The organism is Streptomyces sp. NPDC021224 (genome assembly GCF_044332905.1).
GTDB lineage: Bacteria > Actinomycetota > Actinomycetes > Streptomycetales > Streptomycetaceae > Actinacidiphila.
Window position 1 is genome coordinate 89,250 of the sequence record NZ_JBIRPW010000004.1, and the last position, 24,664, is coordinate 113,913.

23 protein-coding genes are annotated in these 24,664 nt (G+C 74.3%); 7 read left to right on the forward strand and 16 right to left on the reverse strand.

What is annotated here, in order from left to right:
* Positions 1 to 12 precede the first annotated feature (12 nt).
* Positions 13 to 1,281: an MFS transporter gene (locus ACH4PY_RS12095; RefSeq protein WP_398179583.1), complete on the forward strand. Its 1,269-nt coding sequence runs from the start codon at positions 13 to 15 to the stop codon at positions 1,279 to 1,281.
* A gap of 144 nt (positions 1,282 to 1,425) precedes the next feature.
* On the opposite strand, the gene ACH4PY_RS12100 is transcribed toward ACH4PY_RS12095, so the two are convergent.
* Positions 1,426 to 1,827, reverse strand: coding sequence for a MarR family winged helix-turn-helix transcriptional regulator (locus ACH4PY_RS12100; RefSeq protein WP_398179586.1), 402 nt, complete (start codon positions 1,825 to 1,827; stop codon positions 1,426 to 1,428).
* Between the two features lie 85 nt (positions 1,828 to 1,912).
* On the opposite strand from ACH4PY_RS12100, the gene ACH4PY_RS12105 reads away from it, so the two are divergent.
* Positions 1,913 to 3,490 carry an MFS transporter gene (locus tag ACH4PY_RS12105; protein ID WP_398179589.1) on the forward strand — a complete coding sequence of 526 codons (1,578 nt, stop codon included), beginning with the start codon at positions 1,913 to 1,915 and terminating at the stop codon, positions 3,488 to 3,490.
* Between the two features lie 189 nt (positions 3,491 to 3,679).
* Here ACH4PY_RS12105 and ACH4PY_RS12110 read toward each other — a convergent pair whose 3' ends face one another.
* From ACH4PY_RS12110 to ACH4PY_RS12120, 3 genes are read right to left on the reverse strand one after another with little or no spacing between them, the layout of a single operon-like run.
* Positions 3,680 to 4,345, reverse strand: a complete 666-nt coding sequence (locus ACH4PY_RS12110) for a response regulator (RefSeq protein WP_398179592.1) — start codon at positions 4,343 to 4,345, stop codon at positions 3,680 to 3,682.
* Positions 4,342 to 5,835 (reverse strand): histidine kinase, encoded by a 1,494-nt coding sequence (locus ACH4PY_RS12115; RefSeq protein WP_398179595.1) that lies wholly within the window; start codon positions 5,833 to 5,835, stop codon positions 4,342 to 4,344. Before ACH4PY_RS12115 ends, ACH4PY_RS12110 begins: the two co-directional genes overlap by 4 nt.
* A gap of 58 nt (positions 5,836 to 5,893) precedes the next feature.
* On the reverse strand, positions 5,894 to 6,706 hold the full coding sequence (locus tag ACH4PY_RS12120; RefSeq protein WP_398179599.1) for a TetR/AcrR family transcriptional regulator: 813 nt from the start codon (positions 6,704 to 6,706) through the stop codon (positions 5,894 to 5,896).
* Between the two features lie 175 nt (positions 6,707 to 6,881).
* Here ACH4PY_RS12120 and ACH4PY_RS12125 point away from each other — a divergent pair, with 175 nt between their 5' ends.
* Entirely contained in the window at positions 6,882 to 7,367 is a 486-nt protein-coding gene (locus tag ACH4PY_RS12125) for a nitroreductase family deazaflavin-dependent oxidoreductase (protein ID WP_398179602.1), read from the forward strand.
* A gap of 171 nt (positions 7,368 to 7,538) precedes the next feature.
* Here the strand turns inward: ACH4PY_RS12125 and ACH4PY_RS12130 are convergent, their stop codons facing one another.
* Entirely contained in the window at positions 7,539 to 8,798 is a 1,260-nt protein-coding gene (locus ACH4PY_RS12130; protein ID WP_398179605.1) for a geranylgeranyl reductase family protein, read from the reverse strand.
* A gap of 155 nt (positions 8,799 to 8,953) precedes the next feature.
* Between ACH4PY_RS12130 and ACH4PY_RS12135 the strand changes: the two genes are divergently transcribed.
* Positions 8,954 to 10,315: a dipeptidase gene (locus tag ACH4PY_RS12135; RefSeq protein WP_398179608.1), complete on the forward strand. Its 1,362-nt coding sequence runs from the start codon at positions 8,954 to 8,956 to the stop codon at positions 10,313 to 10,315.
* Positions 10,316 to 10,378: 63 nt separating this feature from the next.
* Here the strand turns inward: ACH4PY_RS12135 and ACH4PY_RS12140 are convergent, their stop codons facing one another.
* Entirely contained in the window at positions 10,379 to 11,476 is a 1,098-nt protein-coding gene (locus ACH4PY_RS12140) for an NUDIX domain-containing protein (protein WP_398179611.1), read from the reverse strand.
* Positions 11,477 to 11,499: 23 nt separating this feature from the next.
* Positions 11,500 to 12,075 (reverse strand): winged helix-turn-helix transcriptional regulator, encoded by a 576-nt coding sequence (locus ACH4PY_RS12145; protein WP_398179614.1) that lies wholly within the window; start codon positions 12,073 to 12,075, stop codon positions 11,500 to 11,502.
* Between the two features lie 142 nt (positions 12,076 to 12,217).
* On the opposite strand from ACH4PY_RS12145, the gene ACH4PY_RS12150 reads away from it, so the two are divergent.
* Positions 12,218 to 13,714, forward strand: coding sequence for an MFS transporter (locus tag ACH4PY_RS12150; protein ID WP_398179617.1), 1,497 nt, complete (start codon positions 12,218 to 12,220; stop codon positions 13,712 to 13,714).
* A gap of 25 nt (positions 13,715 to 13,739) precedes the next feature.
* On the opposite strand, the gene ACH4PY_RS12155 is transcribed toward ACH4PY_RS12150, so the two are convergent.
* Positions 13,740 to 14,708 carry an ROK family protein gene (locus ACH4PY_RS12155; protein WP_398179620.1) on the reverse strand — a complete coding sequence of 323 codons (969 nt, stop codon included), beginning with the start codon at positions 14,706 to 14,708 and terminating at the stop codon, positions 13,740 to 13,742.
* A gap of 270 nt (positions 14,709 to 14,978) precedes the next feature.
* Here ACH4PY_RS12155 and ACH4PY_RS12160 point away from each other — a divergent pair, with 270 nt between their 5' ends.
* On the forward strand, positions 14,979 to 15,965 hold the full coding sequence (locus tag ACH4PY_RS12160) for a LacI family DNA-binding transcriptional regulator (RefSeq protein ID WP_398180815.1): 987 nt from the start codon (positions 14,979 to 14,981) through the stop codon (positions 15,963 to 15,965).
* 13 nt (positions 15,966 to 15,978) lie between these two features.
* Here the strand turns inward: ACH4PY_RS12160 and ACH4PY_RS12165 are convergent, their stop codons facing one another.
* The 8 genes from ACH4PY_RS12165 to ACH4PY_RS12200 all read right to left on the reverse strand — a co-directional run bounded on the left by ACH4PY_RS12165 (position 15,979) and on the right by ACH4PY_RS12200 (position 23,766).
* Positions 15,979 to 17,247 carry a DUF6986 family protein gene (locus ACH4PY_RS12165; protein WP_398179623.1) on the reverse strand — a complete coding sequence of 423 codons (1,269 nt, stop codon included), beginning with the start codon at positions 17,245 to 17,247 and terminating at the stop codon, positions 15,979 to 15,981.
* Between the two features lie 159 nt (positions 17,248 to 17,406).
* A complete protein-coding gene (locus ACH4PY_RS12170; protein WP_398179626.1) occupies positions 17,407 to 18,369 on the reverse strand; it encodes an electron transfer flavoprotein subunit alpha/FixB family protein in 963 nt (320 codons plus the stop codon).
* 90 nt (positions 18,370 to 18,459) lie between these two features.
* Positions 18,460 to 19,245 (reverse strand): electron transfer flavoprotein subunit beta/FixA family protein, encoded by a 786-nt coding sequence (locus ACH4PY_RS12175; RefSeq protein ID WP_398179628.1) that lies wholly within the window; start codon positions 19,243 to 19,245, stop codon positions 18,460 to 18,462.
* A gap of 257 nt (positions 19,246 to 19,502) precedes the next feature.
* Positions 19,503 to 19,829: a thioredoxin family protein gene (locus tag ACH4PY_RS12180; RefSeq protein WP_398179631.1), complete on the reverse strand. Its 327-nt coding sequence runs from the start codon at positions 19,827 to 19,829 to the stop codon at positions 19,503 to 19,505.
* Positions 19,830 to 19,840: 11 nt separating this feature from the next.
* A complete protein-coding gene (locus tag ACH4PY_RS12185) occupies positions 19,841 to 20,437 on the reverse strand; it encodes a transglutaminase family protein (protein WP_398179634.1) in 597 nt (198 codons plus the stop codon).
* 58 nt (positions 20,438 to 20,495) lie between these two features.
* A complete protein-coding gene (locus ACH4PY_RS12190; RefSeq protein ID WP_398179637.1) occupies positions 20,496 to 21,608 on the reverse strand; it encodes a threonine aldolase family protein in 1,113 nt (370 codons plus the stop codon).
* A complete protein-coding gene (locus ACH4PY_RS12195) occupies positions 21,587 to 22,345 on the reverse strand; it encodes an SDR family NAD(P)-dependent oxidoreductase (RefSeq protein ID WP_398179640.1) in 759 nt (252 codons plus the stop codon). The genes ACH4PY_RS12190 and ACH4PY_RS12195 overlap by 22 nt, the downstream gene beginning before the upstream one ends.
* A 23-nt stretch (positions 22,346 to 22,368) precedes the next feature.
* Positions 22,369 to 23,766 (reverse strand): DUF6421 family protein, encoded by a 1,398-nt coding sequence (locus tag ACH4PY_RS12200; protein ID WP_398179643.1) that lies wholly within the window; start codon positions 23,764 to 23,766, stop codon positions 22,369 to 22,371.
* A 224-nt stretch (positions 23,767 to 23,990) separates the two neighbouring features.
* Between ACH4PY_RS12200 and ACH4PY_RS12205 the strand changes: the two genes are divergently transcribed.
* Positions 23,991 to 24,659, forward strand: coding sequence for a glycerophosphodiester phosphodiesterase (locus ACH4PY_RS12205; protein WP_398179646.1), 669 nt, complete (start codon positions 23,991 to 23,993; stop codon positions 24,657 to 24,659).
* Positions 24,660 to 24,664: the final 5 nt, after the last annotated feature.

Sequence of the window (24,664 nt, forward strand, 5' to 3'; positions counted from 1 at the left end):
TATTCTCACTTTGTGCCGACACTGAACAAAATAGGGACGGCCCTGAGTCGATCTTCCCGGCCGTCCCGACCTCCCCGTACCCCGACCACCGATCCCGCCCTGCGCCGCCTGCGCATCGCCCTGACCGTCTTCTTCGCGGTCGACGGCTTCCTCTTCGCGGGCTGGGTCGTCCGCATTCCCGCCATCAAAGCCCAGACCGGCGCCTCCGCGAGCCAGCTCGGGCTGGCGCTGCTCGGCGTGTCGGCCGGCGCGGTGGCCACCATGGTGCTCACCGGACGGCTCTGCCGCCGCTTCGGCAGCGACCGCGTCACCGTCGGCACCGCCGTCATGCTGTCGCTGAGCATCGCCCTGCCGCCGCAGACCCACTCGGCGATGGCCCTCGGCCTGGTCCTGCTGGTGTTCGGCATAGCGTACGGCGGTCTGAACGTCGCCATGAACAGCCTCGCCGTGGACCTGGTGGCCGCGCTGCGCCGCCCGGTGATGTCGTCCTTCCACGCCGCCTACAGCTGCGGCGGCCTCGTCGGCGCGGGTCTGGGCGGACTGCTGGCGCCGCATCTGTCGCCCGCCGTCCACCTGGCGCTGCTCACCCCGGTCGGCCTGCTCACCGTGCTGTTCGCCGGGCGTGTCCTGCTGCGCACCAGGCTCGTGCCGCCGCCCGAGCAGATCCCGGCGACGGCCGCGCCGGAAACGGTGCCGGGAGACGGCACTCCCGCCCCGGCCGCCGCCCGGCGCCCGGGGCTGCTGGTCGCGCTCTTCGGACTGATCGCGGCCTGCTCGACGTACGGCGAGGGGGCGCTCGCCGAATGGGGCCCGCTGCACGTCCAGCAGGACCTGCACCGCGGACCCGGCGTCGCCGCCGCCGGATACGCCGCGGTGACGCTGGCGATGACGCTCGGCCGGCTGTCCGGCACCACCTTGCTGCTGCGGCTCGGCCAGACCCGGGTGCTGGTGCTGGGCGCGGTGCTCGCGGCGGGCGGCATGCTGCTCGCCGCACTGGCCCCGCTGCTGCCGCTGGTCGTCCTGGGCTTCGCGCTCACCGGCCTCGGGCTCTCCAACACCTTCCCCACCACGATCGCCCGCGCGGGCGCGCTGACCGGCCCCGGCGGCGTGGCCACCGCGTCCACCTTCGGCTACGGCGGGCTGCTGATGGGCCCGCCGACCATCGGCTTCCTCACCGACGCGGTGGGACTGCCGACCGCCCTGACGACGGTGTCGGCACTCGGCGCCGTCGCGGCGGTGCTGGCGTACTCGGTGCGCAACCTGGGGCGTACGGCGGCCTGACGGGATCCGGGCCGCCGCACGCACGGCCCGGACGTGCGGGAGCCCCGCGGACGGAAGGCCTGCGGGGCTCATACGCGTACAACTCGTACGACACTCATACGAAAAGGGAGCGGCGGGCAGCCGGAGCCGGGCCGCCGGAAGGCGCTACGCCTCGGCGTGCTTGGGGAGCATCCGCTCCAGGACGGCACGGTGGCCGGGGCGGGCCTCGGCGTGGCGCAGGCGGCCGCTGTCGGTGATGGCGACGTACACACCGCGCCGGTCCTCCGAGCAGATGCCGCGGTCGACCAGGCCTTCCTTCTCCAGCCTGGCCACCAGCCGGGACAGCGCGCTCTGGCTGAGGTGGACGCGGTCGGCCAGCTCCTGCACGCGGAAGGTGCAGCCGCCGTCCTCCGGGTCTCCGGCGAGCACGTCGAGAACCTCGAAGTCGCTCGCGCACAGACCGTACTGGGTCAGTTCACGGTCCAGTTCGCAGGCCGTGCGGGCGTGGATGGCGAGGATCTCCCGCCACTCGCGCTCCAGCGCACGCTCGTCCTTGTCCACTGCCATGCCCGCAGGGTAGCAGAAAACGGACCCCGATGCACGGTAATTAAATGCGCTTGCATCTCATGCACTTGCATGTAATCTACCGATCATGACCTCTCCGTCCCCCACGTCCGCCACCGTCCCCCGCGCGCAGGACCGTTGGAGCGCCCTTCAGTGGGGCACGCTCTTCGTGCTCTGCGCCGCGCTCTTCCTCGACGCCCTCGACGTCTCGATGGTCGGCGTGGCCCTCCCCTCCATCGGCACCGACCTCGGACTGTCGACCACCTCGCTGCAGTGGGTCGTCAGCGGCTACATCCTCGGCTACGGCGGCCTGCTGCTGCTCGGCGGCCGCGCGGCCGACCTGCTCGGCAGGCGCCGGGTCTTCCTGATCGCTCTCGGCGTCTTCGCCGTCGCCTCACTGCTCGGCGGCCTCGTCGACTCCGGTTCGCTGCTGATCGCCACCCGCTTCGTCAAGGGCCTGAGCGCCGCGTTCACCGCCCCCGCGGGCCTGTCCATCATCACCACCACCTTCGCCGAGGGCCCGATCCGCAACCGCGCCCTGACGATCTACTCCAGCTGCGGCGCGACCGGCTTCTCCATGGGCCTGGTCCTGTCCGGCTTCCTCACCGAGGCCGGCTGGCGCTGGACGATGCTGCTGCCCGCACCGGTCGCGGTGATCGCGCTGATCGCCGGTCTCAAGCTGATCCCGCGCACCCCGCGCGAGAGCACCGCAGGCCGCGGCTACGACCTGCCGGGCGCGGTGACCGGCACCGCCTCGATGCTGCTGCTGGTCTTCACCGTCGTCTCGGCCTCCAGCGCCGGCTGGACCTCGGCCCGCACGCTGGGCTCCTTCGCCGCCGTCGCCGTGCTGCTCGCGGCCTTCACCGTCATCGAGAGCCGCTCCGCGTCGCCGCTCGTCCGCCTCGGCGTCCTCCGCTCCTCCACCCAGGTGCGGGCCAACCTGGGGGCCGCGACGTTCTTCGGCTCCTACGTCGGCTTCCAGTTCCTGGTCACGCAGTACCTGCAGAACGTGCTCGGTTACAGCGCCATGCAGACCGCGCTCGCCTTCCTGCCCGCCGGGTCGCTGGTGGCCATCCTGTCCACCCGGATGGGCCCGGTCGTCGACCGGTTCGGCACCCCGCGGGTGACCGCCTTCGGCTTCGTGGCGCTCGTCATCGGCTACGTCCTCTTCCTGCGCATCGACCTGCACCCGAGCTACGCGGGCGTCATCCTGCCGTCGATGCTGCTGCTCGGCGGGGCCTTCGCCACCGCCTTCCCCGCGCTCAACATCCAGGCCACCAACGGCGTCAAGGACCACGAGCAGGGCATGGTCTCCGGCCTGCTCAACACGTCCTTCCAGGTCGGCGGCGCCATCTTCCTCGCGGTGGTGACGGCGGTGGTCACCGCCAACACCGACACCACCGGCAGCTCGGCCGGCACCAAGCAGGCGGTGCTGGACAGCTACCGCCCCGCCCTGTGGGTCGTCACCGTCATCGGACTCGTCGGCCTGCTCCTCACCCTCACCGGCCTGCGCAGGCGGCGCCCGTCGTACGGCATCCTCGTCGCCTCCTCCGAGGGCGACGAGCGCGCCCGGCAGACCGCCGCGCAGCAGGACGCCGCCGAGGGCGACGCCGTGGCGACCGCGGGCGCGTCCCACCGGGACGGCGACGGCTCCGCCCGCGCCTGACCGCCGCGTGCCCGCGGTACGGGGGCGGGCACGCGACCGGCGACCGGCCCCGCGCACATGATGCGCGGGGCCGGTCGCGTTCGCGCCGGTCGCGTCTTTGCCGGTCGGGGATACGGGGAGGGTCGGATACGGGGGGCGGGGTACGGACGGGGGGTGACGGGCGAACGGGTCCGGGGCAGCGAGCCCGGGTCAGCCGAGCCAGCCGGGGCGGACCAGGCCCGACTCGTAGGCCAGGACGACCAGTTGGGCGCGGTCGCGGGCGCCGAGCTTGACCATGGCCCGGCTGACGTGCGTTTTCGCCGTGAGCGGGCTGACCACCAGGCGGCGCGCGATCTCCTCGTTGGACAGCCCGATGCCCACCAGCGCCATGACCTCGCGCTCGCGGTCGGTCAGCTCGTCGAGCGCGCCCGCGGCCGCGGGCTCCTTCGAGCGGGCGGCGAACTCCGCGATCAGGCGCCGGGTCACGCCGGGCGAGAGCAGCGCGTCGCCGGCGACCACCGCGCGGACGGCCCGCAGCAGCTCGGCGGGCTCGGTGTCCTTGACCAGGAAGCCGGAGGCGCCGGAGCGGATCGCCTCGAAGACGTACTCGTCCAGCTCGAAGGTGGTCAGGACGACGACCTTCACACCGGCCAGCGCCGCGTCGCCGGTGATGCCGCGGGTCGCCGCGAGCCCGTCCATGACCGGCATGCGGATGTCCATCAGCACGGCGTCGGGCCGCAGTTCGCCCACGACCCGCAGAGCCTCCCGGCCGTCCGCCGCCTCCCCCACCACCTCGATGTCGGCCTGGGCGTCGAGCAGCGCCCGGAAACCGGCCCGCACCAGCACCTGGTCGTCGGCCAGCACGACGCGAATCATGAACGCTCCTCGGCGGCGGGTCCGGCCGCCCGGTCGGTGGTGTCGTCGGAGGGCGCGCCGTCCCTCGTCCCGTCGGGGGACGCACCGGCCCCGCGGTCGGCCGGGCCGGTGGCGCGGTCGGCGGTGCCGTCGGAAGGGCCTCCGGGCGCACGGTCGTTCGGACCTGCGTCCCCGTCGGCGGGATCGCCGGAAGACGTGCCCGGGGCGCGGTCGGCCGGGCCGCCGGAAGGGGCGCCGGGCGGCCTGTCGGTGGTGTCGTCGGAGGGCGCGGCGGTGTCGTGGTCCGTGGGGTGGTCGGCGAGGGGGAGGCGGGCGCGGACGCGGAAGCCGCCGTCGGGGCGCGGGCCCGTCTCGACCGTGCCGCCCAGCGCGGCGGCGCGCTCCCGCATGCCGACCAGGCCGTTGCCGCCGCCGGTGTCGCCGCCCGCCGAGGCGGGGCCGTCGTCGTCGATCTGGACCTGGAGCAGGCCGGGCCGGTGGGTCAGCAAGATCCGGGCGGTGCGCGAACCGGAGTGCCGCACCACGTTGGTCAGCGCCTCCTGGACGATACGGAAGGCGGCGAGATCGGCGCCGGGGGGCAGCGCGACCCGCCCGCCCTCGACGGTCACCTCGGCGTGCAGCCCGGCGGCGGTGGCCTGCTCGACCAGTTCGGGCAGCCGGTCCAGCCCGGGGGCGGGCGCGCGCGGCGCCTCGCTGCCCGGCGTGCGCAGCGCGCTGAGTACCTGGCGCACCTCCCCCAGCGCCTCCTTGCTGGCCGCCTTGATGGTCGTCAGCGCGGTGCGCGCCTGCTCGGGCCGCTCGTCGATGAGTGCCAGGGCGACACCGGCCTGGACGTTGATCAGCGAGATGCTGTGCGCGAGCACGTCGTGCAGCTCCTGTGCGATCCGCAGCCGCTCCTCGTCCGCGCGGCGCTGCTCCGCCTCCGCCCGCTCCCTCCGCTCACGGGCGATCCGCTCGCGCCGCACCCGGAAGAGTTCGGCCGCGGCCAGCACCGCCGCGAGCCAGGCCGCGGCCCCGGACACCTCCGTCCACGAGGCGCGGGCGTCGCCGGGGGGCGGCAGCCAGCGGTAGAGCCACAGTCCGACGAGCGCGTGGGCGGCGAAGGCGCTGCCCGCCACGATCAGCACGCCCTTGCGGTGCCCGGCGGCCACCGCGCTGAAGAACGCCACGACGAGGCCGGCGAAGACCGGGCCGTACGGATAGCCGAGCACGACGTAGAGCAGTGTGACCACGGCGACGCCCGCGGCGACCGCCACCGGCGCGCGGCGGCGCAGCAGGAGCAGCGCGGGGCCCGCCAGCAGCAGCAGGTAGCCGAGCCGGTCGAGGTCGACGCGTACGGGCTGGTGCCGCCCGGCCGCACCGGAGCCGGCGGTCTGGAGGAAGGCCAGCAGCACGACCGGGACCCACAGCGAGAGCAGCCCGCGGCGGCGCGACCGGCCCGCAGGCCCGTGCCCTGCGCCGGGCGGCCCCGGGTGCACCTCGTACGTCATGCGCCCACGCTAGACCGCGCTGCGCGGCGGCCGCGTCAGCTGTGCGGGGGCGGTGCGGCTACTCCGTGGGGAGTACGCCGTGGGCCGCGGCGGCATGCTCCCGTTCGGCCGGGGCGACGGCCCCGGTGAGCCCGACCTGCGCGGCGAGCGCGGCGGTGGCCTGGTCGTAGAACGGGCCGCGCGCCTCGACCACCCGGTTGAACTGCCCGAACAGCTCGAAGCTGACGATCCCGAAGAGCTGGGCCCAGACGGCGACGAGCGCGGCCACCACGGGTATCGGCAGCTCGGGCGCGAGTTCGGCGGCGAGCCGGCGGGCGTCGTCCGCCACGGGCTCGGCGAGCGGACCTCCGGTGGGCTCGCCGAGCAGCCCGGCGGCGTGGGCGTCGCGCACGACGGAGACGAGGGCGAGCGGCACGCGGGAGGCGGGTCCCACGGTGGTCTGCGGCGCGGCGTACCCCGGCACCGGCGAGCCGTAGATCAGGGCGTACTCGTGCGGATGCTCGACCGCCCAGTCGCGGACCGCGCGGCAGACGGCCTGCCAGCGGTCGGCCGGTCCGGCACCCCGCGCCCTCACCCCGGCGACCACCGCGGCGGCGGCGCGGTCTCGGGCTTCCGCGTCGGACTCCGCGAGCGCCTGCTCCGCCGCCTCGCCGACGGCGTCGTACGCGTCGATGATGAGAGCGGTGAGCAGGTCGTCCCGGGAGGGGAAGTAGCGGTAGAGGGCGGAGGACGCCATCCCCAGCTCCCGCGCGACGGCACGCAGCGAGAGCCCGGACGACCCGTGGGCGGCGAGCTGCCGGCCCGCCTCCTCCTTGATCGCCTCGGTGATCTCCGCCCTGGCCCGTTCCCTGGCTCCCTTGATGGCACTCATCCCCCCAGTGTGCCATCGGGCGAGAGCGACGGCCAAGAACGCGACCGGCGCAAAGAAAAGAGAGCAGTGCTCTTGCTTTCCCGTTCGATCGGGGAGCACACTGTTCTCAAGCGAGAGCACCGCTCACGAAATGGGAGCGGGAGACAGGACCGACAGAGCAGAGGGAGTGGCCGACATGTCCGAGCAGGCCCAGCACGTCCGCAAGCCCGGCTGGATCACCGTGAACGTCGTCAACCGCGCGGTCGCGTTCCTGACCCGCCGGGGGCTCAGCGTCTGGGGCTCACGGGTCCTGGCCGTCAAGGGCCGCAAGAGCGGCGAGTGGCGGACGACCCCGGTCAACGTGCTGACGCTGGAGAGCAAGCGCTATCTGGTCGCCCCGCGCGGTCACGTGCAGTGGACGCACAACATGCGGGCCGCGGGCGGCGGCGAGCTGCGCCTCGGCAGGAAGGCGGAGGCGTTTGGCGCGGTGGAGGTCACCGACGACGACAAGGTGCCGGTGCTGCGCGCCTACCTGAAGCGCTGGAAGGCCGAGGTCGGAGTCTTCTTCGACGGTGTCGGCCCGGATTCGACGGACGAGCAGCTGCGCGCGATAGCCCCCAGGCACCCGGTGTTCCGCGTCACCGGGCCGGGCGAGGGCGCGGACGCGATATCCGGCGCGTGAGCGGGCGGGACCGCGGGGGCGCGGGAGGCCGTCGGAGCGCGGGAGGCAATCGGAGCGCGGGAGGCAATCGGAGCCCGGGAGGCAATCGGAGCCCGGAGAGGTGGTGCTGCGGGACGGTACGCGCCGCCGTCCGGGCGGCCGCCGCCGGGGGCGGCCGCCCGTGATCGGCGGTCAGGCGCGGCTGAGGCTGTCCAGCGCCCGCCGGGCGACGGGGTGGGTGCGGACGATCTCGGCGAGCGACCGCTTGCCGCTGGTGATGCCCGCGAAAGCCCGCCAGGCCGGCGGGAAGGTGGTCAGCGCCGTGTGGAAGAGCCCGGGGCGCTGTTCGAAGACGCCGAGCAGCCGGCGCCCGACGCCCATCTCGACGCCGAGGCCCGCCTTGACGGCGAAGGCGTAGTTGAGCGCCTGCCGCCGGGCGTCCACCGCGTCGTGCGCCTCGGCGATGCGGACGGCCCACTCCCCCGCGAGCCGGCCGGAGCGCAGCGCGTAGGAGATGCCCTCGCGCGTCCAGGGTTCGAGCAGCCCGGCCGCGTCACCGCAGACCAGCACCCGGCCGCGGGAGAGCGGCGAGTCGTCGGCGCGGCAGCGGGTGAGGTGCCCGGTGGAGACGCTGGGCTCGAATCCCGCGAGGCCGAGCCGGGCGATGAAGTCGTCCAGGTAGCGTTTGGTGGCGCCGCCGTCGCCGCGGGCCGAGATCACGCCGACGGTGAGGGAGTCCCCCTTGGGGAAGACCCAGCCGTAACTGCCGGGCAGCGGGCCCCAGTCGATCAGCACCCGGCCGGCCCAGTCCTCCGCCACGGCCGGCGGGACGGGGATCTCGGCCTCCAGACCGAGGTCGACCTGGTCGAGTTTGACCCCGACATGCGCTCCTATCCGGCTGGCGCTGCCGTCGGCGCCGATGACCGCGCGGGCGTAGACGATCTCCTCGTCGCGCTTGCCGGAGCCGCCTCCGCTGCCGCTCGCGCCGACGACGACCGCGACGGTACGCCGGTCCGGCACGCCGGGGCCGTGCTGCTCGACCCGGGAGACCGTCACCCCGGTGCGCACCACGGCGCCCGCCTCACGGGCGGCGTCGACGAGCGCGGCGTCGAACTCCGGGCGGTTGATGAGCCCGAAGAGCATCTGCCGGGAACGCTTGGTCCTGGTCCGGCGGCCGTTGAGGCTGAAGGTGACCGCGTGCACCCGCTCGCGCAGCGGGAGGTCGAAGCCCGGCGGGAGCGCGTCCCGTGAGGGGCCGATGAGGCCGCCGCCGCACGTCTTGTACCTGGGGAGTTCGGCTTTCTCCAGCAGCAGGACACGCCGCCCGGTGACCGCGGCCGCGTGCGCCGCCGACGCTCCGGCGGGGCCCGCACCGATCACCACGACATCCCAGACCGCCGACGTCTCCCCGTCCTGCGCCCCGTTGTCCTGCGCCGCCCGCTCACCGCTCACGTCTGATCCGCTCCCGCTCGGCCCGTCCGTCGTCACCCCTGCTCAGGGCATCCTATTGCGCCCGCCGGACCGGACTTGCTGTGGCACCATCGGCAGCGACCGTCGCGTGCACCCACCGAGCGCCGCGACCCGCCGATTCCTACGAGGAGCAGCCCATGCCGTCCGTTCCGCTGTCCGAGACCGTGGCCTCGCTGATGCCCCGCGCGCGTACCGAGCTGGCGGAGCTGGTGTCCTTCGCGTCGGTGGCCGACGAGCGGCAGTATCCGCGCAGCGAGAGCGAGAAGGCGGCGGCCTGGGTGGCGGCGGCGCTGCGCGGCGAGGGCTTCCAGGACGTGGCGCTGCTGGACACCCCGGACGGCACGCAGTCGGTCTACGGTCTGCTGCCCGGCCCGGAGGGCGCCCCCACGGTGCTGCTGTACGCGCACTACGACGTGCAGCCGCCGCTGGACGAATCGGCGTGGCTGACACCGCCGTTCGAGCTGACCGAGCGCGACGGGCGGTGGTACGGCCGCGGCGCCGCCGACTGCAAGGGCGGGGTGCTGATGCATCTGACGGCGCTGCGGGCGCTCGCCGCGCAGGGCGGCGTGCCGGTCACCGTCAAGGTGATCGCCGAGGGCTCGGAGGAACAGGGCACCGGCGGTCTGGAGCGCTATGCCGAGGCGCACCCCGAACTGCTCACCGCGGACGCGATCGTGATCGGCGACGCGGGCAACTTCCGGGTCGGGCTGCCGACGGTCACCTCGGTGCTGCGCGGCATGGCGCAGCTGGAGGTCCGGGTCGCCACCCTGGAAGGCAACCTGCACTCCGGCCAGTTCGGCGGCGCGGCGCCGGACGCACTGGCGGCGCTCATCCGCATGCTGGACTCGCTGCGCGACGCGTCCGGCGCGACCACGGTCACCGGCCTGGACGGCGAGGGCACCTGGAGCGGCCTGGAGTATCCGGAGGAGGACTTCCGCCGCGACGCCAAGGTGCTGGACGGCGTCGGGCTGGTCGGTACGGGCACGGTCGCCGACCGGCTCTGGGCCCGGCCGTCGGTGACGGTGATGGGGATCGACGCCCCCGCGGTCGTCGGCGCGACCCCGTCGGTGCAGGCCACCGCGGGCGCCCGGGTGAGCGTCCGGGTGCCTCCGGGCATGACGGCGGAGCACGCGGCGACGGCGCTGGAGGAGCACCTTCGGGCGGCGGCCCCGTGGGGCGCCCGGGTCGAGGTGAAGCACTGCGGCAGCGGCCAGCCCTTCCAGGCGGACACCGGCAGCCCGGCCTACGCCGCGATGGCCGAGGCGATGCGCGAGGCGTACGGGCAGGAGATGGCCGTTGCCGGGCAGGGCGGTTCGATCCCGCTGTGCAACACGCTCGCGACGCTGTACCCGCAGGCCGAGATCCTGCTGATCGGGCTGAGCGAGCCGGAGGCCCGGATCCACGCGGTCAACGAGAGCGTGTCGCCGCAGGAACTGGAGCGGCTGTCGCTCACCGAGGCGCTGTTCCTGCAGGGGTACGCGGCCTCGAAGGCGTCGTAGCGTCCACCGGCCGCCGCCTGTCCGGCCCCCGTCCCGCGGCCTGCGGGGCGGGGGCCGGGCGCGTCACTGCGCGGGGTGGCCGGCTTCGAGGTTGAGCGGGCGCCCCTGCTCACGGGCGCGCAGGGCCCAGCGCAGCCGGTCGAGCCGGACGGGCGGCAGCAGCCCGGCAGCCTCGTCCTCGGTGACGAAACGCCAGTCGCGCAGTTCGGCCGCGGGCAGCAGCAGCCGGCCGATGTCGGCGCTCGGCATGCGGCCGCCGTCGAAGATCAGCCGCAGCCCGCCGTGCCCGGCCGGGTGCGGCGGTTCCCAGTCGACGACGAGGAGTTCCAGGCCCCCGGTCAGCTCGATGCCGAGTTCCTCGGCGACCTCGCGGTGCCCGGCGGCGGCCGGTGACTCGCCGCGCTCGACGATCCCGCCGGGGAATTCCCAGCCGGACTTGTAGGTGGGGTCGACCAGCAGCACCCGGTCGGCGTCGTCGAAGAGCAGCACTCCGGCCGCGACCGTCTCGGCCCGCGGCTCGGGTGTCTGGACGATCCCGCACGTGCCCTCGCCCCGCGCCAGCGCCTCGGCGATCCGCAGCGCGGTCTGCCGCGGCGTCAGGCCGGCGGTGGCCACCACGCACGCGTCCCGGGTGAGCCAGGGCAGCGCGTCGAGGTAGTCGGGCACGCGTTCCAGCGCCCAGCGGCAGGCGGCCTCGTCAGCCGCTGAGGGGTCGGCCCCGTCCGCGGGGACGGTGGTGCGCGGGTGGTCCGCGCGGGCCGCGGCGCCGGTAGAGTCGCGGTGTTCGGTACGAGCGGCGATCCGGCGACGCAGGATCGTTTCTCCAGGATCCAGCACGATATGTCTGACCTCGATCCCGCGCGCCGCGAGTCCGCCGAAGATCTCATCCCGGTGCCCCTGCCTCAGCAGTGTCATCGGCACCACGAGCACTCCGCCGACCTCGCCGAGCAGCCCGGCCGCGGCCTCGGTCACCAGCCGCCGCCAGAGGGCGAGTTCCTGGTAGTCGGTGACCTCCTGGAGCCGTTTCTCGGGCAGCAGTTGCCGCAGGCAGCCCGAGAGGACGTCGGGGTCGTACAGGGTGCTTTCCGGTATGAGGTCGAGCAGTTCGCGCGCGGCGGCGCTCTTGCCCGCGCCGAACGCCCCGTTCACCCAGATGATCACGGTGCCCCCTTCTCCGTTGACCCCTACGAATTGCCCGGATCATCGGCACCGGCAAACGCGTCCGCACCCGCGGCCCCGCGCAGCGGCCGCAGCAGCCGGTGGGGGGCGGCCATCGCGGCGGCGACCGGGTCGGAGCGGCGCGGACGGCCGTCGGGGGCGGGCGTGCGCATCTCGACGTCGCCCGGGGCCACCTGGGCGAGCCCGCAGTGCGGGCAGCCGCCGGTCATGTCGAGCCGGGTGCCGCAGGCGGCGTGGTGGAAGGTCCGGGTCGGCACGCCCTCGGTCGCGTACTCGCCGCCCCACCGGATCAGCGCGTGCAGCGGCGGCCACAGGCGCACCCCCGCGTCGGTCAGCACGTAGTCGTAGCGCGGCGGCGCCTGCTGGTAGGCGACCTTGCGCAGCACCCCGGCGTCCGTCAGCGCCGCCAGCCGCGCGGTGAGCACCGCCCGCGGGATGTCCAGGTGGATCAGGAAGTCGTTGAACCGCCGCACGCCGTAGAAGGCGTCCCGCAGGATCAGCAGGCTCCAGCGCTCCCCGACGATCTCCAGGGCGCGGGCGAGGGAGCAGTCCTGCTTGGCGTAGTCCGTACCGAGTGCCATGGGGCCAGCCTACCGCCGCCCGCCATCGAAGGTTCGGTGAACAGACTCACATGCTAGGCTGCCGCCCCGACGGTGAGTTCAATGACGAAACTCGCCCCTGCAACGGCATCCCACGGACCGACCGCACCCGCGGAGGAACCCCATGAACGCCCAGGCCGCACCCGCCACCCCCGCCTCCCCGTACGCGCCGCACGGCCCGGACGGCGCCGCCGACGCCCCCGGCGCCGGGCTCACCCTGCTGACCGTCAACCTCGGCACCCTCGTGACGCTGATGGCCTTCACCGCCCCCGCCACCACGCTCGCCGCCACCGCCCAGGGCCTGCACTCCGGTCCCGTCGCCCAGACCTGGATGCTCACCGGCACCCCCGTCGGCCTCGCGGCCCTGCTGCTGACCATGGGCAGCACCGCCGACGCGCGCGGCCGGCGCCGTACCTTCGCCGCGGGCGCCGTCCTGCTCCTGCTGGCCACCGTGCTGGCGGCCGCGGCGCCCACCACCGCCGTCTTCCTGACCGGCCGCATCCTCCAGGGCGCCGCCAGCGCCGCCGTGCTGGCCTCGGGACTCGGCCTGATCGCCGCCACCCACCCGGCGGGCCACCGGCGGATACGGGCGCTCGGGCTGTGGGGCGCGATGATCGGCGCCGGGGTGGCCGTGGGCCCGGTCTACGCAGCGGTGCTGACACAGGTCTGGGGGTGGCGCTCGCTCTACTGGGGCCTGGCGCTGCTGTCGGTGCCGGTCGCGGCGCTCACCGCCGCCGTCCCCGAGTCCCGCGCCGCCCGCCCCCGGCGGCTCGACCCGGCGGGCGCGGTCACCCTCAGCGCGGGCGTCGGCGCGCTCGTGGCCGGCTTCGGCGAGAGCCGCGGCGGCTGGCTGCACCCGGCGGTGCTGGTGCTGGTCGCGGTGGCCGCCGCCGCGCTCGCCGCCTTCGCCGCGGTCGAGCGCCGGGTGGCAGAACCGATGCTGGACCCGGCGCTGTGGCGCAGTCCCGTCTTCCTCGCCTCCGGCATCGCCGCCCTGGTCAACGGCCTCGCCCTGGTCGGGGTGTTCAGCTATCTGCCGACCATCGTGGAGGGCGTGCTCGGCACCGGAGCGATCGCCACCAGCATGCTCTTCCTGGTCTGGTCGGGCCTGTCGGCGGTGGCCGCCCTGCTGGCCCGCCGCCTCGCCCCGTACCTCAGCGCGGGCGCGCAGGCCGCGCTCGGCCTGACCGTCGCCGCGGCCGGCCAGGCGGGCCTCTACGGCCTGCACACCGGCGGCTCGTACGGCAGGCTCTTCCCGGCCCTGGCGGTGGGGGGAGTCGGCAGCGGCATCCTCAACGCCGCGCTGGCCCGGCTCGCCGTCTCCAGCGTCCCGGCCGACCGCAGCGCCATGGGCTCGGGAGCCAACAACACGGCCCGCTACGTCGGTTCCGCGCTCGGCGTCGCGCTCACCGTCTCGGTGGTGGCCGCCGCGCACGGCTCCTCCCCCGCCGCCGCACTGGCCACGGGGGGAAACCACGCCTTCCTGCTCAGCGCCGCCGCGTGCCTGGCCGGCGCCGCGGCCGTCCTGCTGCTGGCCCGCCGCGGCGACCGCGCCGGGAGCCGGGGCGGATCCACGGCGGAAGTGCCGGGCGCGGGCGCCCCGCACACCGTGCGGGGCTGAGCGGGAAGGCGTGGCTGCCCGCGCGTCAGCCTCCGACGAAGCCCGCGAGGCCCAGCCCCTGGGCCGCCGCGGCGGCCGCGCCGACCAGACCCGCGTCGGTGCCCAGCTTGGCCGGGACGACCTCGACGCCCGCGGCGAAGGAGAGCGTCGCGTAGCGGGCCAGGTGCTCGCGCAGCGGGTCGAAGAGCACCGGGCCCGCACCGGCCACCCCGCCGCCGACGACGGCGACATGGATCTCGACCAGTGTGGCGGTCGCGGCAATGCCGGCCGCGAGCGCCTGCGCGGCGCGGTCGAAGGACGCCAGCGCGAGCGGGTCGCCGGCCCGCGCGGACCGGGCGACGGCCGCCGCCGTCGGCGCGGTGCCCGCGGGCGGGGTCCAGCCGGACTCCACCGCGCGGCGGGCGATGTTGGGGCCGCTCGCCAGCCGCTCGACGCAGCCGCGCGAGCCGCACGGGCACACGTCGCCGTCGAGGTCGACGCTGATGTGCCCGATGTGCCCGGCGTTGCCGGTCGGGCCGGGCAGCAGCGTGCCGCCGAGTACCAGTCCGCCGCCGACTCCGGTGGACACCACCATGCACAGCGCGTTGTCGTAGCCGCGGGCCGCGCCCTGCCAGTGCTCGGCCGCGGTCATCGCCACACCGTCACCGGCCAGTACGACCGGCAGTCCGCCGGCCGCCTCGGCGACCCGGGGGACGAGCGGGAAGTCCCGCCAGCCGGGGACGTTGACGGGGCTGACGGTGCCGTGCACGGCGTCCACCGGACCCGCGCTGCCTATGCCGACGGCGACGGCCGCGTCCCACTGCGGTGCGGCGCGCAGCTCGCCGACCACCTCGGCGACGGCGCCCATGACCGTCTCGCCGTCCCCCCCGGCGGGCGTCGGCCGCAGCGACCGCGTGACCAGGCGGCCGTCGGTGTCGACGAGCGCCCCGGCGATTTTCGTACCGCCGATGTCCAGTGCGGCCACGAGTGGACCGGTCACGCCGTGCAGGTGCATCGCTTCGGGGTCTCCTTCGGTGTCGTGCGGGTGGTCGCACATGATCTCTTGCGCGGTGCCGCGATCCGTCGCGGGGGTCGGAGCAATGTCGTGCCGGACCGCGCGGGACGGCGCGGGGCGGTACGACGGATCGTGCCGGACCGGCCGCCAGGCTTCCGCGACGGCGGTCCCGGGGGTAGTCTCGCCTGATCGTGACAACGTTGTCCATCTCTTGCCGCAGGGAATACTACGACCGTGACCCATACTCCTGGACGAGTCCCCCGGCCCACCATGAAGGACGTCGCCGCCCGCGCGGGCGTCGGCCTCAAGACGGTGTCCCGGGTGGTGAACGAGGAACCGGGCGTCACGCCCGACACGATGGCCCGCGTCCAGGCCGCCATCGAGGCCCTCGGATTCCGGCGCAACGACAGCGCGCGGCTGCTGCGCACCCGCCGCACGGCGAGCGTCGGCCTGGTCCTGGAGGACCTCGCCGACCCGTTCTACGCCGCCCTCAGCCGCGCCGTCGAGGACGTCGCGAGCGCGCACGGGGCGCTGCTGTTCACCGGGTCGAGCACCGAGAACCCGCGCCGCGAGCAGGAGCTGGTGCTCGCCTTCTGCGCCCGCCGGGTCGACGGCCTGGTCGTGGTGCCGGCCGGTGACGACCACCGCTACCTGAGCCCGGAGATCGACGCGGGCGTGGCCACCGTGTTCGTGGACCGCCCCGCGGGCCGCATCGACGCCGACGTCGTCCTCACCGACAACGCCGGCGGCACCCGCACCGGCGTCGCCCACCTCATCGCGCACGGCCACCGCAGGATCGGCTTCATCGGCGACCAGCCCGGCATCCACACCGCGGCCGAGCGGCTGCGCGGCTACCGCGAGGCGATGGCCGACGCGGGGATCACCGTCCGCCCCGAGTGGTACGCCATGGGCCCCACCACGCCCGAGCGCGTGCAGGCCGCGCTCGCGGCGATGCTGTCCGGGCCCGAGCCGGTCACGGCACTCTTCGCGGGCAACAACCGGGTCACGGTGAGCGCGGTGCGCGTGCTGTCCGGCCGTCCCGACCGGATCGCCCTGGTCGGCTTCGACGACTTCGAGCTGGCCGACCTCCTCGACCCGCCGGTCACGGTCGTGGCCCAGGACGCCCCGGGCCTCGGACGCACCGCCGCGCAACTGCTCTTCCGCCGGCTCGACGGCGCGGTGACCGGGACCAGCCGGGTCGAACTGCCCGCCCGGCTCGTCCCGCGCGGCTCCGGCGAGATCCCGCCCTCCTCCTGACGGGGGCGTCGGCTCAGCGCCCGGCCAGCGCGTCGAGTTCGCCGCGGCCGAGCCCCGTGCGGTCGGTGACCTCGGCCGGATCGAGGGCGCCGCAGTCCAGGCCGCGCAGCAGGTGGGCGCACAGCGCGCGGGCGGTGGCCGGCTCGTCCAGCACGGCGCCGCCCCCGGCCCGCCTGCCGGTGTAGGCGGCGAGCCGCGCCGCGGCGGCGTCCAGGTCCTCCCGGCAGAAGGCGTAGACGGCGGCGTAACGGGTGGGCAGGTGCGCCGGGTGCATGTCCCAGCCCTGGTAATAGGCGCGGGCCAGCGCGCGCCGCACCAGCCCGTAGTGCAGCCGCCAGGCGTCGTGCACGTCCTGCGTGGAGCCGACCGGCAGGACGTTGGTGGAGCCGTCCGAGAGCCGTACACTGGTGCCCGCGGCGGCGACCTGCATGACGGCCTTGGCGTGGTCGGCGGCGGGATGGTCGGGCGCCTGGTGGGAGGGGCCGACCCCGCAGGCCGCGCTGTAGTCGAAGGTGCCGTAGTGCAGCGCGGTGAGGCGGCCCGCCGCGGCCTCGGCGAGCCGGGCGACGGTCGCGGTGCCGTCCGGGCCCAGAACGGCCTGGGTGGTCTCGATCTGGACCTCGAAGCGGATCCGGCCCCCGGGCAGCCCGGCGGACCGCTCGAACTGCCCGCACAGCTCGGCCATGGCGGCGACCTGCGCGGGGAAGGTCACCTTGGGCAGCGTCACCACCAGCCCGTCCGGCAGCCCGCCCGCGTCGAGCAGCGCGGTCAGGAACACGTCCAGGGTGCGGATGCCGCGCTCGCGTACGGCGGCCTCCAGGCATTTCATCCGGATCCCGGCCCAGGGCGGCGCCCCCTCGCCCCCGGCCAGCTCCGCGACGGTCCGGGCGGCGGCGCGCGCGGCGGCGTCCTCCTCGGCGTCGGGCCGCAGGCCGTAGCCGTCCTCGAAGTCGATGCGCAGGTCCTCCACCGGCTCCCGCAGCAGCTTGGCGCGGACCCGGTCGTGCACCTCGGCGGCGAGGGCGGTGGGCAGTCCGAGCACCGAGCCGAGGGCGGCGGCGTCCGGGGCGTGCGCGTCCAGCGCGGCCAGCGCCCGGTCGCCCCAGTCGCGCGGGGTGCCGGGTCCGGCGGTGTCGGCGGGCACGTAGACGGTGTGGACGGGCTGCCGGGTGCCCGGGTCGCCGGGGTAGCGGCGGGCGAGTTCGGCGTCGGTGGCCGCGAGCGAGACCCCGATACGGGCCACGTCCGCTCTGCTGAGCGTCCTGCCGTCCGCCCCCGTCACAGGCGCCACCTTCCGCGTACCGGCCGACGTCGGTGTCGATGAATCGACGGAGCGACGCTAGCCGGGGCCGACTGCCCGGTCAACACCCCTCCGGGCACGCCGCGGCCCCCGTGCGCGCGGGGGCGTACGGGGGCCGGCGGGCGGGGCGCTGACGGCGGTTCAGCCCTTGCGGGCCTTGACCTCCGCGGTGAGCTGCGGGACGACCTGGAAGAGGTCGCCGACCACGCCGTAGTCGACGAGGTCGAAGATCGGGGCCTCGGCGTCCTTGTTGACGGCGACGATCGTCTTGGAGGTCTGCATGCCGGCCCGGTGCTGGATCGCGCCGGAGATGCCGTTGGCGATGTAGAGCTGCGGCGAGACCGACTTGCCGGTCTGGCCGACCTGGTTGCTGTGCGGGTACCAGCCGGCGTCCACCGCGGCGCGCGAGGCGCCGACGGCCGCGCCGAGCGAGTCGGCCAGCTCCTCGATGAGGGAGAAGTTCTCGGCGCCGTTGACGCCGCGGCCGCCGGAGACCACGATCGCGGCCTCGGTCAGCTCCGGCCGCCCGGTGGACTGGCGCGGGGTGCGCGAGACGACCTTGGTGCCGGTGGCCAGCTCGCCGAAGACGACCTCCAGCGGCTCGACGGTGCCGGCCGCGGGGGCCGCCTCGACGGGCGCGGAGTTGGGCTTGACGGTGATGACCGGGACGCCGTGGGTGACGCGCGAGCGGGTCGTGAAGGCGGCGGCGAAGACCGACTGGGTCGCGACCGGGCCGTCGTCGCCCGCCGCCACGTCGACGGCGTCGGTGATGATGCCGGAGCCGAGGCGCAGCGCGAGCCGCGCGGCGACCTCCTTGCCCTCGGCCGAGGACGGGACGAGGACGGCGACCGGCGAGACGGCAGCGGCGGCGGCCTGCAGGGCGTCCACCTTGGGCACGACGAGGTAGTCGGCGAATTCCGGGGCGTCGGCGGTGAGCACCTTCACCGCGCCGTGCTCGGCGAGCACCAGGGCGGCGGTGTCGGCACCGGGGCCGAGGTGGACGGCGACCGGGTCGCCGATCCGGCGGGCCAGGGTGAGCAGTTCGAGGGTGGGCTTGCGGACGGCGCCGTCCACGTGGTCGACGAGGACGAGGACTTCAGCCATGGGTTCGTTCTCCTGCGGAAGAAGGGGGGTCGGGGGCGGGCGGGAGCGCGCGGCCGGGCCCGGACGCGGCGCGCCGGGCGGGGCCGTTCGTCAGATGAACTTCTGCTCCGCGAGGTAGGCGGCGAGCTGCTTGCCGCCCTCGCCCTCGTCCTTGACGATCGTGCCCGCGGTGCGCTCCGGGCGCTTGGCCGCGTCCTGCACCGCGGTCCAGGCGCCGCCGAGGCCGACCTCGGCCGCGTCGATGCCGAGGTCCGACAGGTCCAGCGACTCCACGGGCTTCTTCTTGGCGGCCATGATGCCCTTGAAGGACGGGTAGCGGGCCTCGCCGGACTGGTCGGTCACCGACACCAGCGCGGGCAGCGACGCCTCCAGCTGCTCGCTGGCCGCGTCGCCGTCGCGCCGCCCGGTCACCCTGCCGTCGGCCACCGCGACCTCGGACAGCAGCGTGACCTGCGGGATGCCGAGCCGCTCGGCGAGCAGCGCGGGCACCACACCGGCGGTGCCGTCGGTGGACGCCATGCCGGTCACGACCAGGTCGTAGCCGATGTGCTCGACGGCCTTGGCCAGCACCAGCGAGGTGCCGATGACATCTGTGCCGTGCAGCTCGTCGTCCTCGACGTGGACGGCCTTGTGGGCGCCCATCGACAGCGCCTTGCGCAGCGCGTCCTTGGCGTCCTCGGGACCGACCGTCAGCACGGTGATCTCCGCGTCGTCCGCGGCATCCGCGATCTGCAGCGCCTGCTCGACGGCGTACTCGTCCAGCTCCGACAGCAGCCCGTCGACCGCCTCGCGGTCGGTGGTCAGGTCATCGGCGAAGTGGCGGTCGCCGGTGGCGTCGGGCACGTACTTCACAGCGACTACGATCCTCAAGCTCACGCCTGCTCTCCTACTGCTTCGTCCTGCACGTCTTCGTCAACTGCCCCGGCAGCGCCCTGGCAATGCCCCGGAACTGGCAGCATAGGCGCCAGTGGCATCGGCTCCCCGCCGCGTACGGCACGCGTCGCGACGAGTCACCTGCGGTTATATTACTCGCCAGTACACAGACCGCGCCGCCCCTTGGCAAGGTCCGCCGCTGTGACCTGCCCGACGTCCGGGCCGCCGGTCCGGCGGGCGGGCGGCGCGGTGCCCGCCGCTCAGACCGCGGCGGCGAGCGCCGCGATGACGTCGGCCCTGCGGGGCTGCCCCGCCGCACGGCGCACCACCGCACCGGCGGCGTCCAGCACCAGCACCGTCGGGGTCTTCTCGATCCGCAGCCGCCGGACCAGGCCGAGGTGGGCCTCGGCGTCGATCTCCACGTGCCGCACCCCCTCGACCATCCCGGACACCTCCGCGAGGACGCGCCGGGTCGCCCGGCAGGGCGCGCAGAACGCGCTGGAGAACTGCACCAGGGTGGCCCGCTCCCCCAGTGGTCCGCCGAGTTCGGCGGCGGTCAGCCGCCCGGCGTCGTCCGCGGCACCCATGTGCGTCCCCCTCAGGGCAGTTCGGTCGGCAGCACGATCTGCGAGCTGCTCGGCGCCGCCCACAGGCAGTCCACCACCTGCGGGAGCGGCGCGGCGTACACGGTCGGGTAGTCGCACTCCCCCAGCTCCGGGCGGACGGGGAAGGCGAGCCGCTCCACGTCGAGGGAGAAAGCGGCGTCCACACCGGGTTTGTTCCCGCGCGCGTCCAGCCGGCTCCAGCGGTCCGCGCCCGGCAGCCGCAGAGCGGCCAGCCCGTGCAGGACCGGGTCGGAGCCGTCGTCCTCGGTCAGCCGCTGGTAGCACAGCCCCGCCGGGATGCCGCGGGCCCGCAGCAGGGCGACGAGCGCGTGCGACTTGGCGTAGCAGATGCCGTTGCGGCGGGCCAGCACGTCGGACGCCCGCCAGGTGACGCCCGGATCCCCCGAGTCGAAGGAGTGCGGAATCATGTCGCGCACATACTCGTACACCGTGTGCGCATACTCATGCAGATTGTCCGCATCCTCGGCGAGCAGTGCCGCGGTCTCGACCACCACCGGGTCGTGGTGGTCGAGGACGTCGTCGGCTGCCAGGAAGGCGGAAAGGTCGTCGGTCTCCGGGATCGGTTCCATGGGCAGACCCTAGACAGGCACCGACCGCAGATCAATCAATTTACCGACGCTCGCATATTTATTCACACACTCCCGCCAGTTCCTCCGCGACCGCCGCCGCGAAGCCGTCCACGTCCGCCTCCGTCGTGTCGAAGGCGCACATCCAGCGCACCTCGCCGGTCGACTCGTCCCAGAAGTAGAAGCGGAAGCGCTTCTGCAGCCGCTCGCTCACCTCGCGCGGCAGCACCGCGAAGACCGCGTTGGACTGTACGGCCTGGGTCACCCGCACACCCTCGACGCCCCGCACGGCCGCCTCCAGCCGGCGCGCCATCGCGTTGGCGTGCCCGGCGCTGCGCAGCCACAGGTCACCGGCCAGCAGCGCCTCGAACTGCACCGACACAAAGCGCATCTTGGACGCCAGCTGCATCGACAGCTTGCGCAGGTACCGCAGCCCGCGCACCCGGTCCGGATCCAGCACGACGACACACTCGCCGAACAGCAGCCCGTTCTTGGTGCCGCCGAAGGACAGGATGTCGACACCCGCCTCGGAGGTGAAGCGGGCGAGCGGCACCCCGAGCGTCGCGGCGGCGTTGGCGAGCCGCGCGCCGTCCATGTGCACCGCCAGGCCCAACTGGTGGGCGTGGTCGCAGATCGCCGCGACCTCCTGCGGGGTGTAGCAGGTGCCCAGCTCGGTGGTCTGGGCGATCGACACGACCTGCGGCCGCGCGCGGTGCTCGTCGTCGAAGCCGTACGCCTGCCGGTCGATCAGCTCGGGGGTGAGCTTGCCGTCCGGAGTGGAGACGGTGAGCAGCTTCAGACCGCCCACGCGCTCGGGCGCGCCGCACTCGTCCACGTGGATGTGCGCGCTTTCCGCGCAGATCACCGCGCCCCAGCGGTCGGTCACCGCCTGCAGGCCGGTCACGTTGGCGCCCGTGCCGTTGAAGACCGGGAAGACCTCGGCGGCCGGACCGAAGTGCCGCCGGAAGACGTCCTGGAGCGCTGCGGTGTACGCGTCCTCGCCGTAGGCGACCTGGTGGCCGCCGTTGGCGAGGGCGAGAGCGGCGAGCACCTCGGGGTGGACACCGGCGTAGTTGTCGCTGGCGAAGCCGCGGACGGCGGGGTCGTGCCGGCGCACGGCGTCGGTACGGCCGGAGTCGTCCGCGGAATCGGTCACGGTTGAGGCGTCAGCCACTGGCGGGTCCCGTTCACTTCTGCTGCGTTGCGGTTCCACTGGGTCGCGATCGCCTCGGCGAGGTCGGTCACGTCGGTGAAACCGGAGAAGGTCGACTGCGGGCGCTCGGCCCGCAGACCGTCGTGCACCAGCGCCTTGATCACCAGGACGGTGGCCGCCGCGGTGGGTCCGTTGTCGCCGCCGAGCCGGCGGAAGGAGTCGCCGAGCGCGAGCGTCCACGCCTCGGCCGCGGCCTTCGCGGCGGCGTAGGCGGCGTTGCCCGCGGTCGGGCGGCTCGCGCCTGCCGCGCTGATCAGCACGTAGCGGCCGCCGGGGCTGCGCATGAGCCCGTCGTGGAAGCCCAGTGAGGTGTTCTGCACGGTGCGGATGAGCAGCTGGTGCAGCACGTCCCAGTCGGCCAGCTCGGTCTCCGGGAAGGACGCCGAGCCGCGCCAGCCGCCCACCAGGTGCACCAGGCCGTCGACCCTGCCGTGGTCCTTCTCGATCCGGGCCGCCCAGTCCTGGGTGGCCTCCAGGTCGAGCAGGTCGACGATCTCGCCGGTGATGTCGGCGCCGCCGGCGTCGTAGCGGGCCGCGTCGACGGCCTCGGCGAGCCGCTCGGGGTCGTGGTCCACCGCGACGACATGGCCGCCCGCGCGGGCGAGCCGCTGCAGCACGGCGCGGCCGGCCGGGCCGCCGGCACCCGCCACGGCGATCACCGCTCCGTCGAGACCGCCGGAATACGTGTCGGTCGTCATCTCCGCCTCCTCGGCCGCACCGGTCACGCGGCGCTCCGCTCCAGTCCGGCCCCCGTGATCCCCTTGGTCGAGGCGATCGTTTCACGGAGCTTCCTGGACAGGGCCTCGTAGAACATGCTGAGCGGAAACTCGTCCGGCAGCACGTCGTCCACCAGCTTGCGCGGAGGCTGAGACAGGTCGAGGGCATCGGGTCCCTTGGCCCAGACCGAGCCGGGGTGCGGCGAGAGATAGCTCGCGACCAGGTCGTACGCGGCGAACCAGTGCACGAGCTTGGGGCGGTCGATGCCGTCCCGGTACAGCGTCTCGATCTCCTCGCAGAGCTGGTTGGTGACCTGCGGTGCACGCTCCCAGTCGATGTGCAGGGTGTTGTCCGTCCAGCGTACGGCGTCGTGCTTGTGCAGGTAGGAGAACAGCAGCTGTCCGCCAAGTCCGTCGTAGTTGCGGACCCGCGCGCCGGTGACCGGGAAGCGGAAGAGCCGGTCGAAGAGGATCGCGTACTGCACGCCCAGACCCATCGGGTGGCCCTCGGCCTGCAGCTCGACGGCGGCCCGGAAGGTGGTCAGGTCGCAGCGCAGCTCCTCCAGGCCGTACATCCAGAACGGCGCCCGCTGCTTGATCATGAACGGGTCGAAGGGCAGGTCGCCGTGGCTGTGGGTGCGGTCGTGGATCATGTCCCAGAGCATGTACGTCTGCTGCGCCAGCTCCTGGTCGGACACCAGCCGGGCGGCCTCCGGCGGCAGGTCGAGGCCCAGGATGTCCACCGCGGCCTCGGTCACCACCCGGAAGCGCGCGGCCTCGCGGTCGCAGAAGATCGCACCCCAGCTCCAGGCGGCCGGGGGTTTGCGCACCGCGACGGTCTCCGGGAAGAGCACCGCGGAGTTGGTGTCGTAGCCAGGGGTGAAGTCCTCGAAGACGATCGGCACGAACTGCGGGTTGTCGTAGCGGGTGCGCTCCAGCTCGGCGATCCACTCCGGCCACATCACGCGCAGCGCGACGGCCTCCAGGTTGCGGTCCGGGTTGCCGTTCTGGGTGTACATCGGGAAGACCACGACATGGCGGCGGCCGTCGGTGCGGTCGGCGGAGGGCCGGAAGGCCAGCAGCGAGTCCAGGAAGTCCGGCACGCCGAAGCCCTCGTCGGCCCAGCGGCGCAGGTCGGCGGCCAGCGCGCGGTGGTAGGCCGCGTCGTGCGGGAGCAGGTCGGTGAGCCGGTCCACGGCCTCCGCGACCCGGTCCACGGCCTGCGCCGCCTCCGTACGCGAGGGCGCGTCCTCGGCCTCGAAGTCGATCGAGCCGTCCCCCAGCTGCCAGGGCCGGACGGTCTCGACGGCCTCCTTCAGCTCGCTCCACACCGGGTGCCCGACGACGTCGTCACCGGATATCCCCTGAGCAGGTGCCGCCCTCGACGAAAGAATGTCTGCCATGACCGCTCCTTCACAGGAAAAATTGCCGTACCGACACCGTATCCGCGACCTTGTTCCCGCTTCAAGCGGGCCAGGAGAAGATTCTCCGGCGACACGGCTTGGTGTTCGCCTTTCCTGCGGCCGATGACCCTATTCGTCCCGGGACCGTCCGGAATTCCTCCGGCGCCGCCGAGTCGTCACGACACGTTCGGCCCCGCGTCGTCCGGGCGGCCTAGGCTGCGGGCATGAGCTTCCTCACCGTCGGTCACCGCGGGGTCATGGGCGTCGAGCCGGAGAACACGCTGCGGTCCTTCCGCCGCGCCGAACAGGCGGGGCTGGACCAGGTCGAACTCGACCTGCACCTGAGCAAGGACGGGGCGCTCGTGGTCATGCACGACGCCGAGGTGGACCGCACCACGGACGGCAGCGGGCTCGTCCGGGACCTCACCCTCGCCGAGATCCGCGCGCTGGACGCCGGACTCGGAGAACGGGTCCCGGTCTTCGAGGAGGTGCTCGACACCGTGGGCGGTCCCGTCCAGGCCGAGATCAAGGACATCGCGGCCGCCCGCGCGCTCGCCGCCGCACTGCGCGGGCGCGGCGCCACCGGGCGGGTCAGCGTGCTGTCCTTCCACGACGCGGCCCTCGCCGAGATCCGCACGCTGCTGCCGGACGTTCCGACGGTGCTGGTGGCCGGCGAGTCCGGCCCGGACGTCGTGCCCCGCGCCCAGGCGGTCGGCGCGCGCATGGTCAGCCTCGACCTGACCCACCTGTCCCTGGACACCGTGCGCCGCTGCCACACCGCGGACATCCAGGTCATCGCGTGGACGGTGAACACCGCCCAGGACTGGGCGCTCGCCCGCGCTCTCGGCCTGGACGGCGCCGTCACCGACCTCCCCGCCGAGCCCGCCGCCTGAGGGCT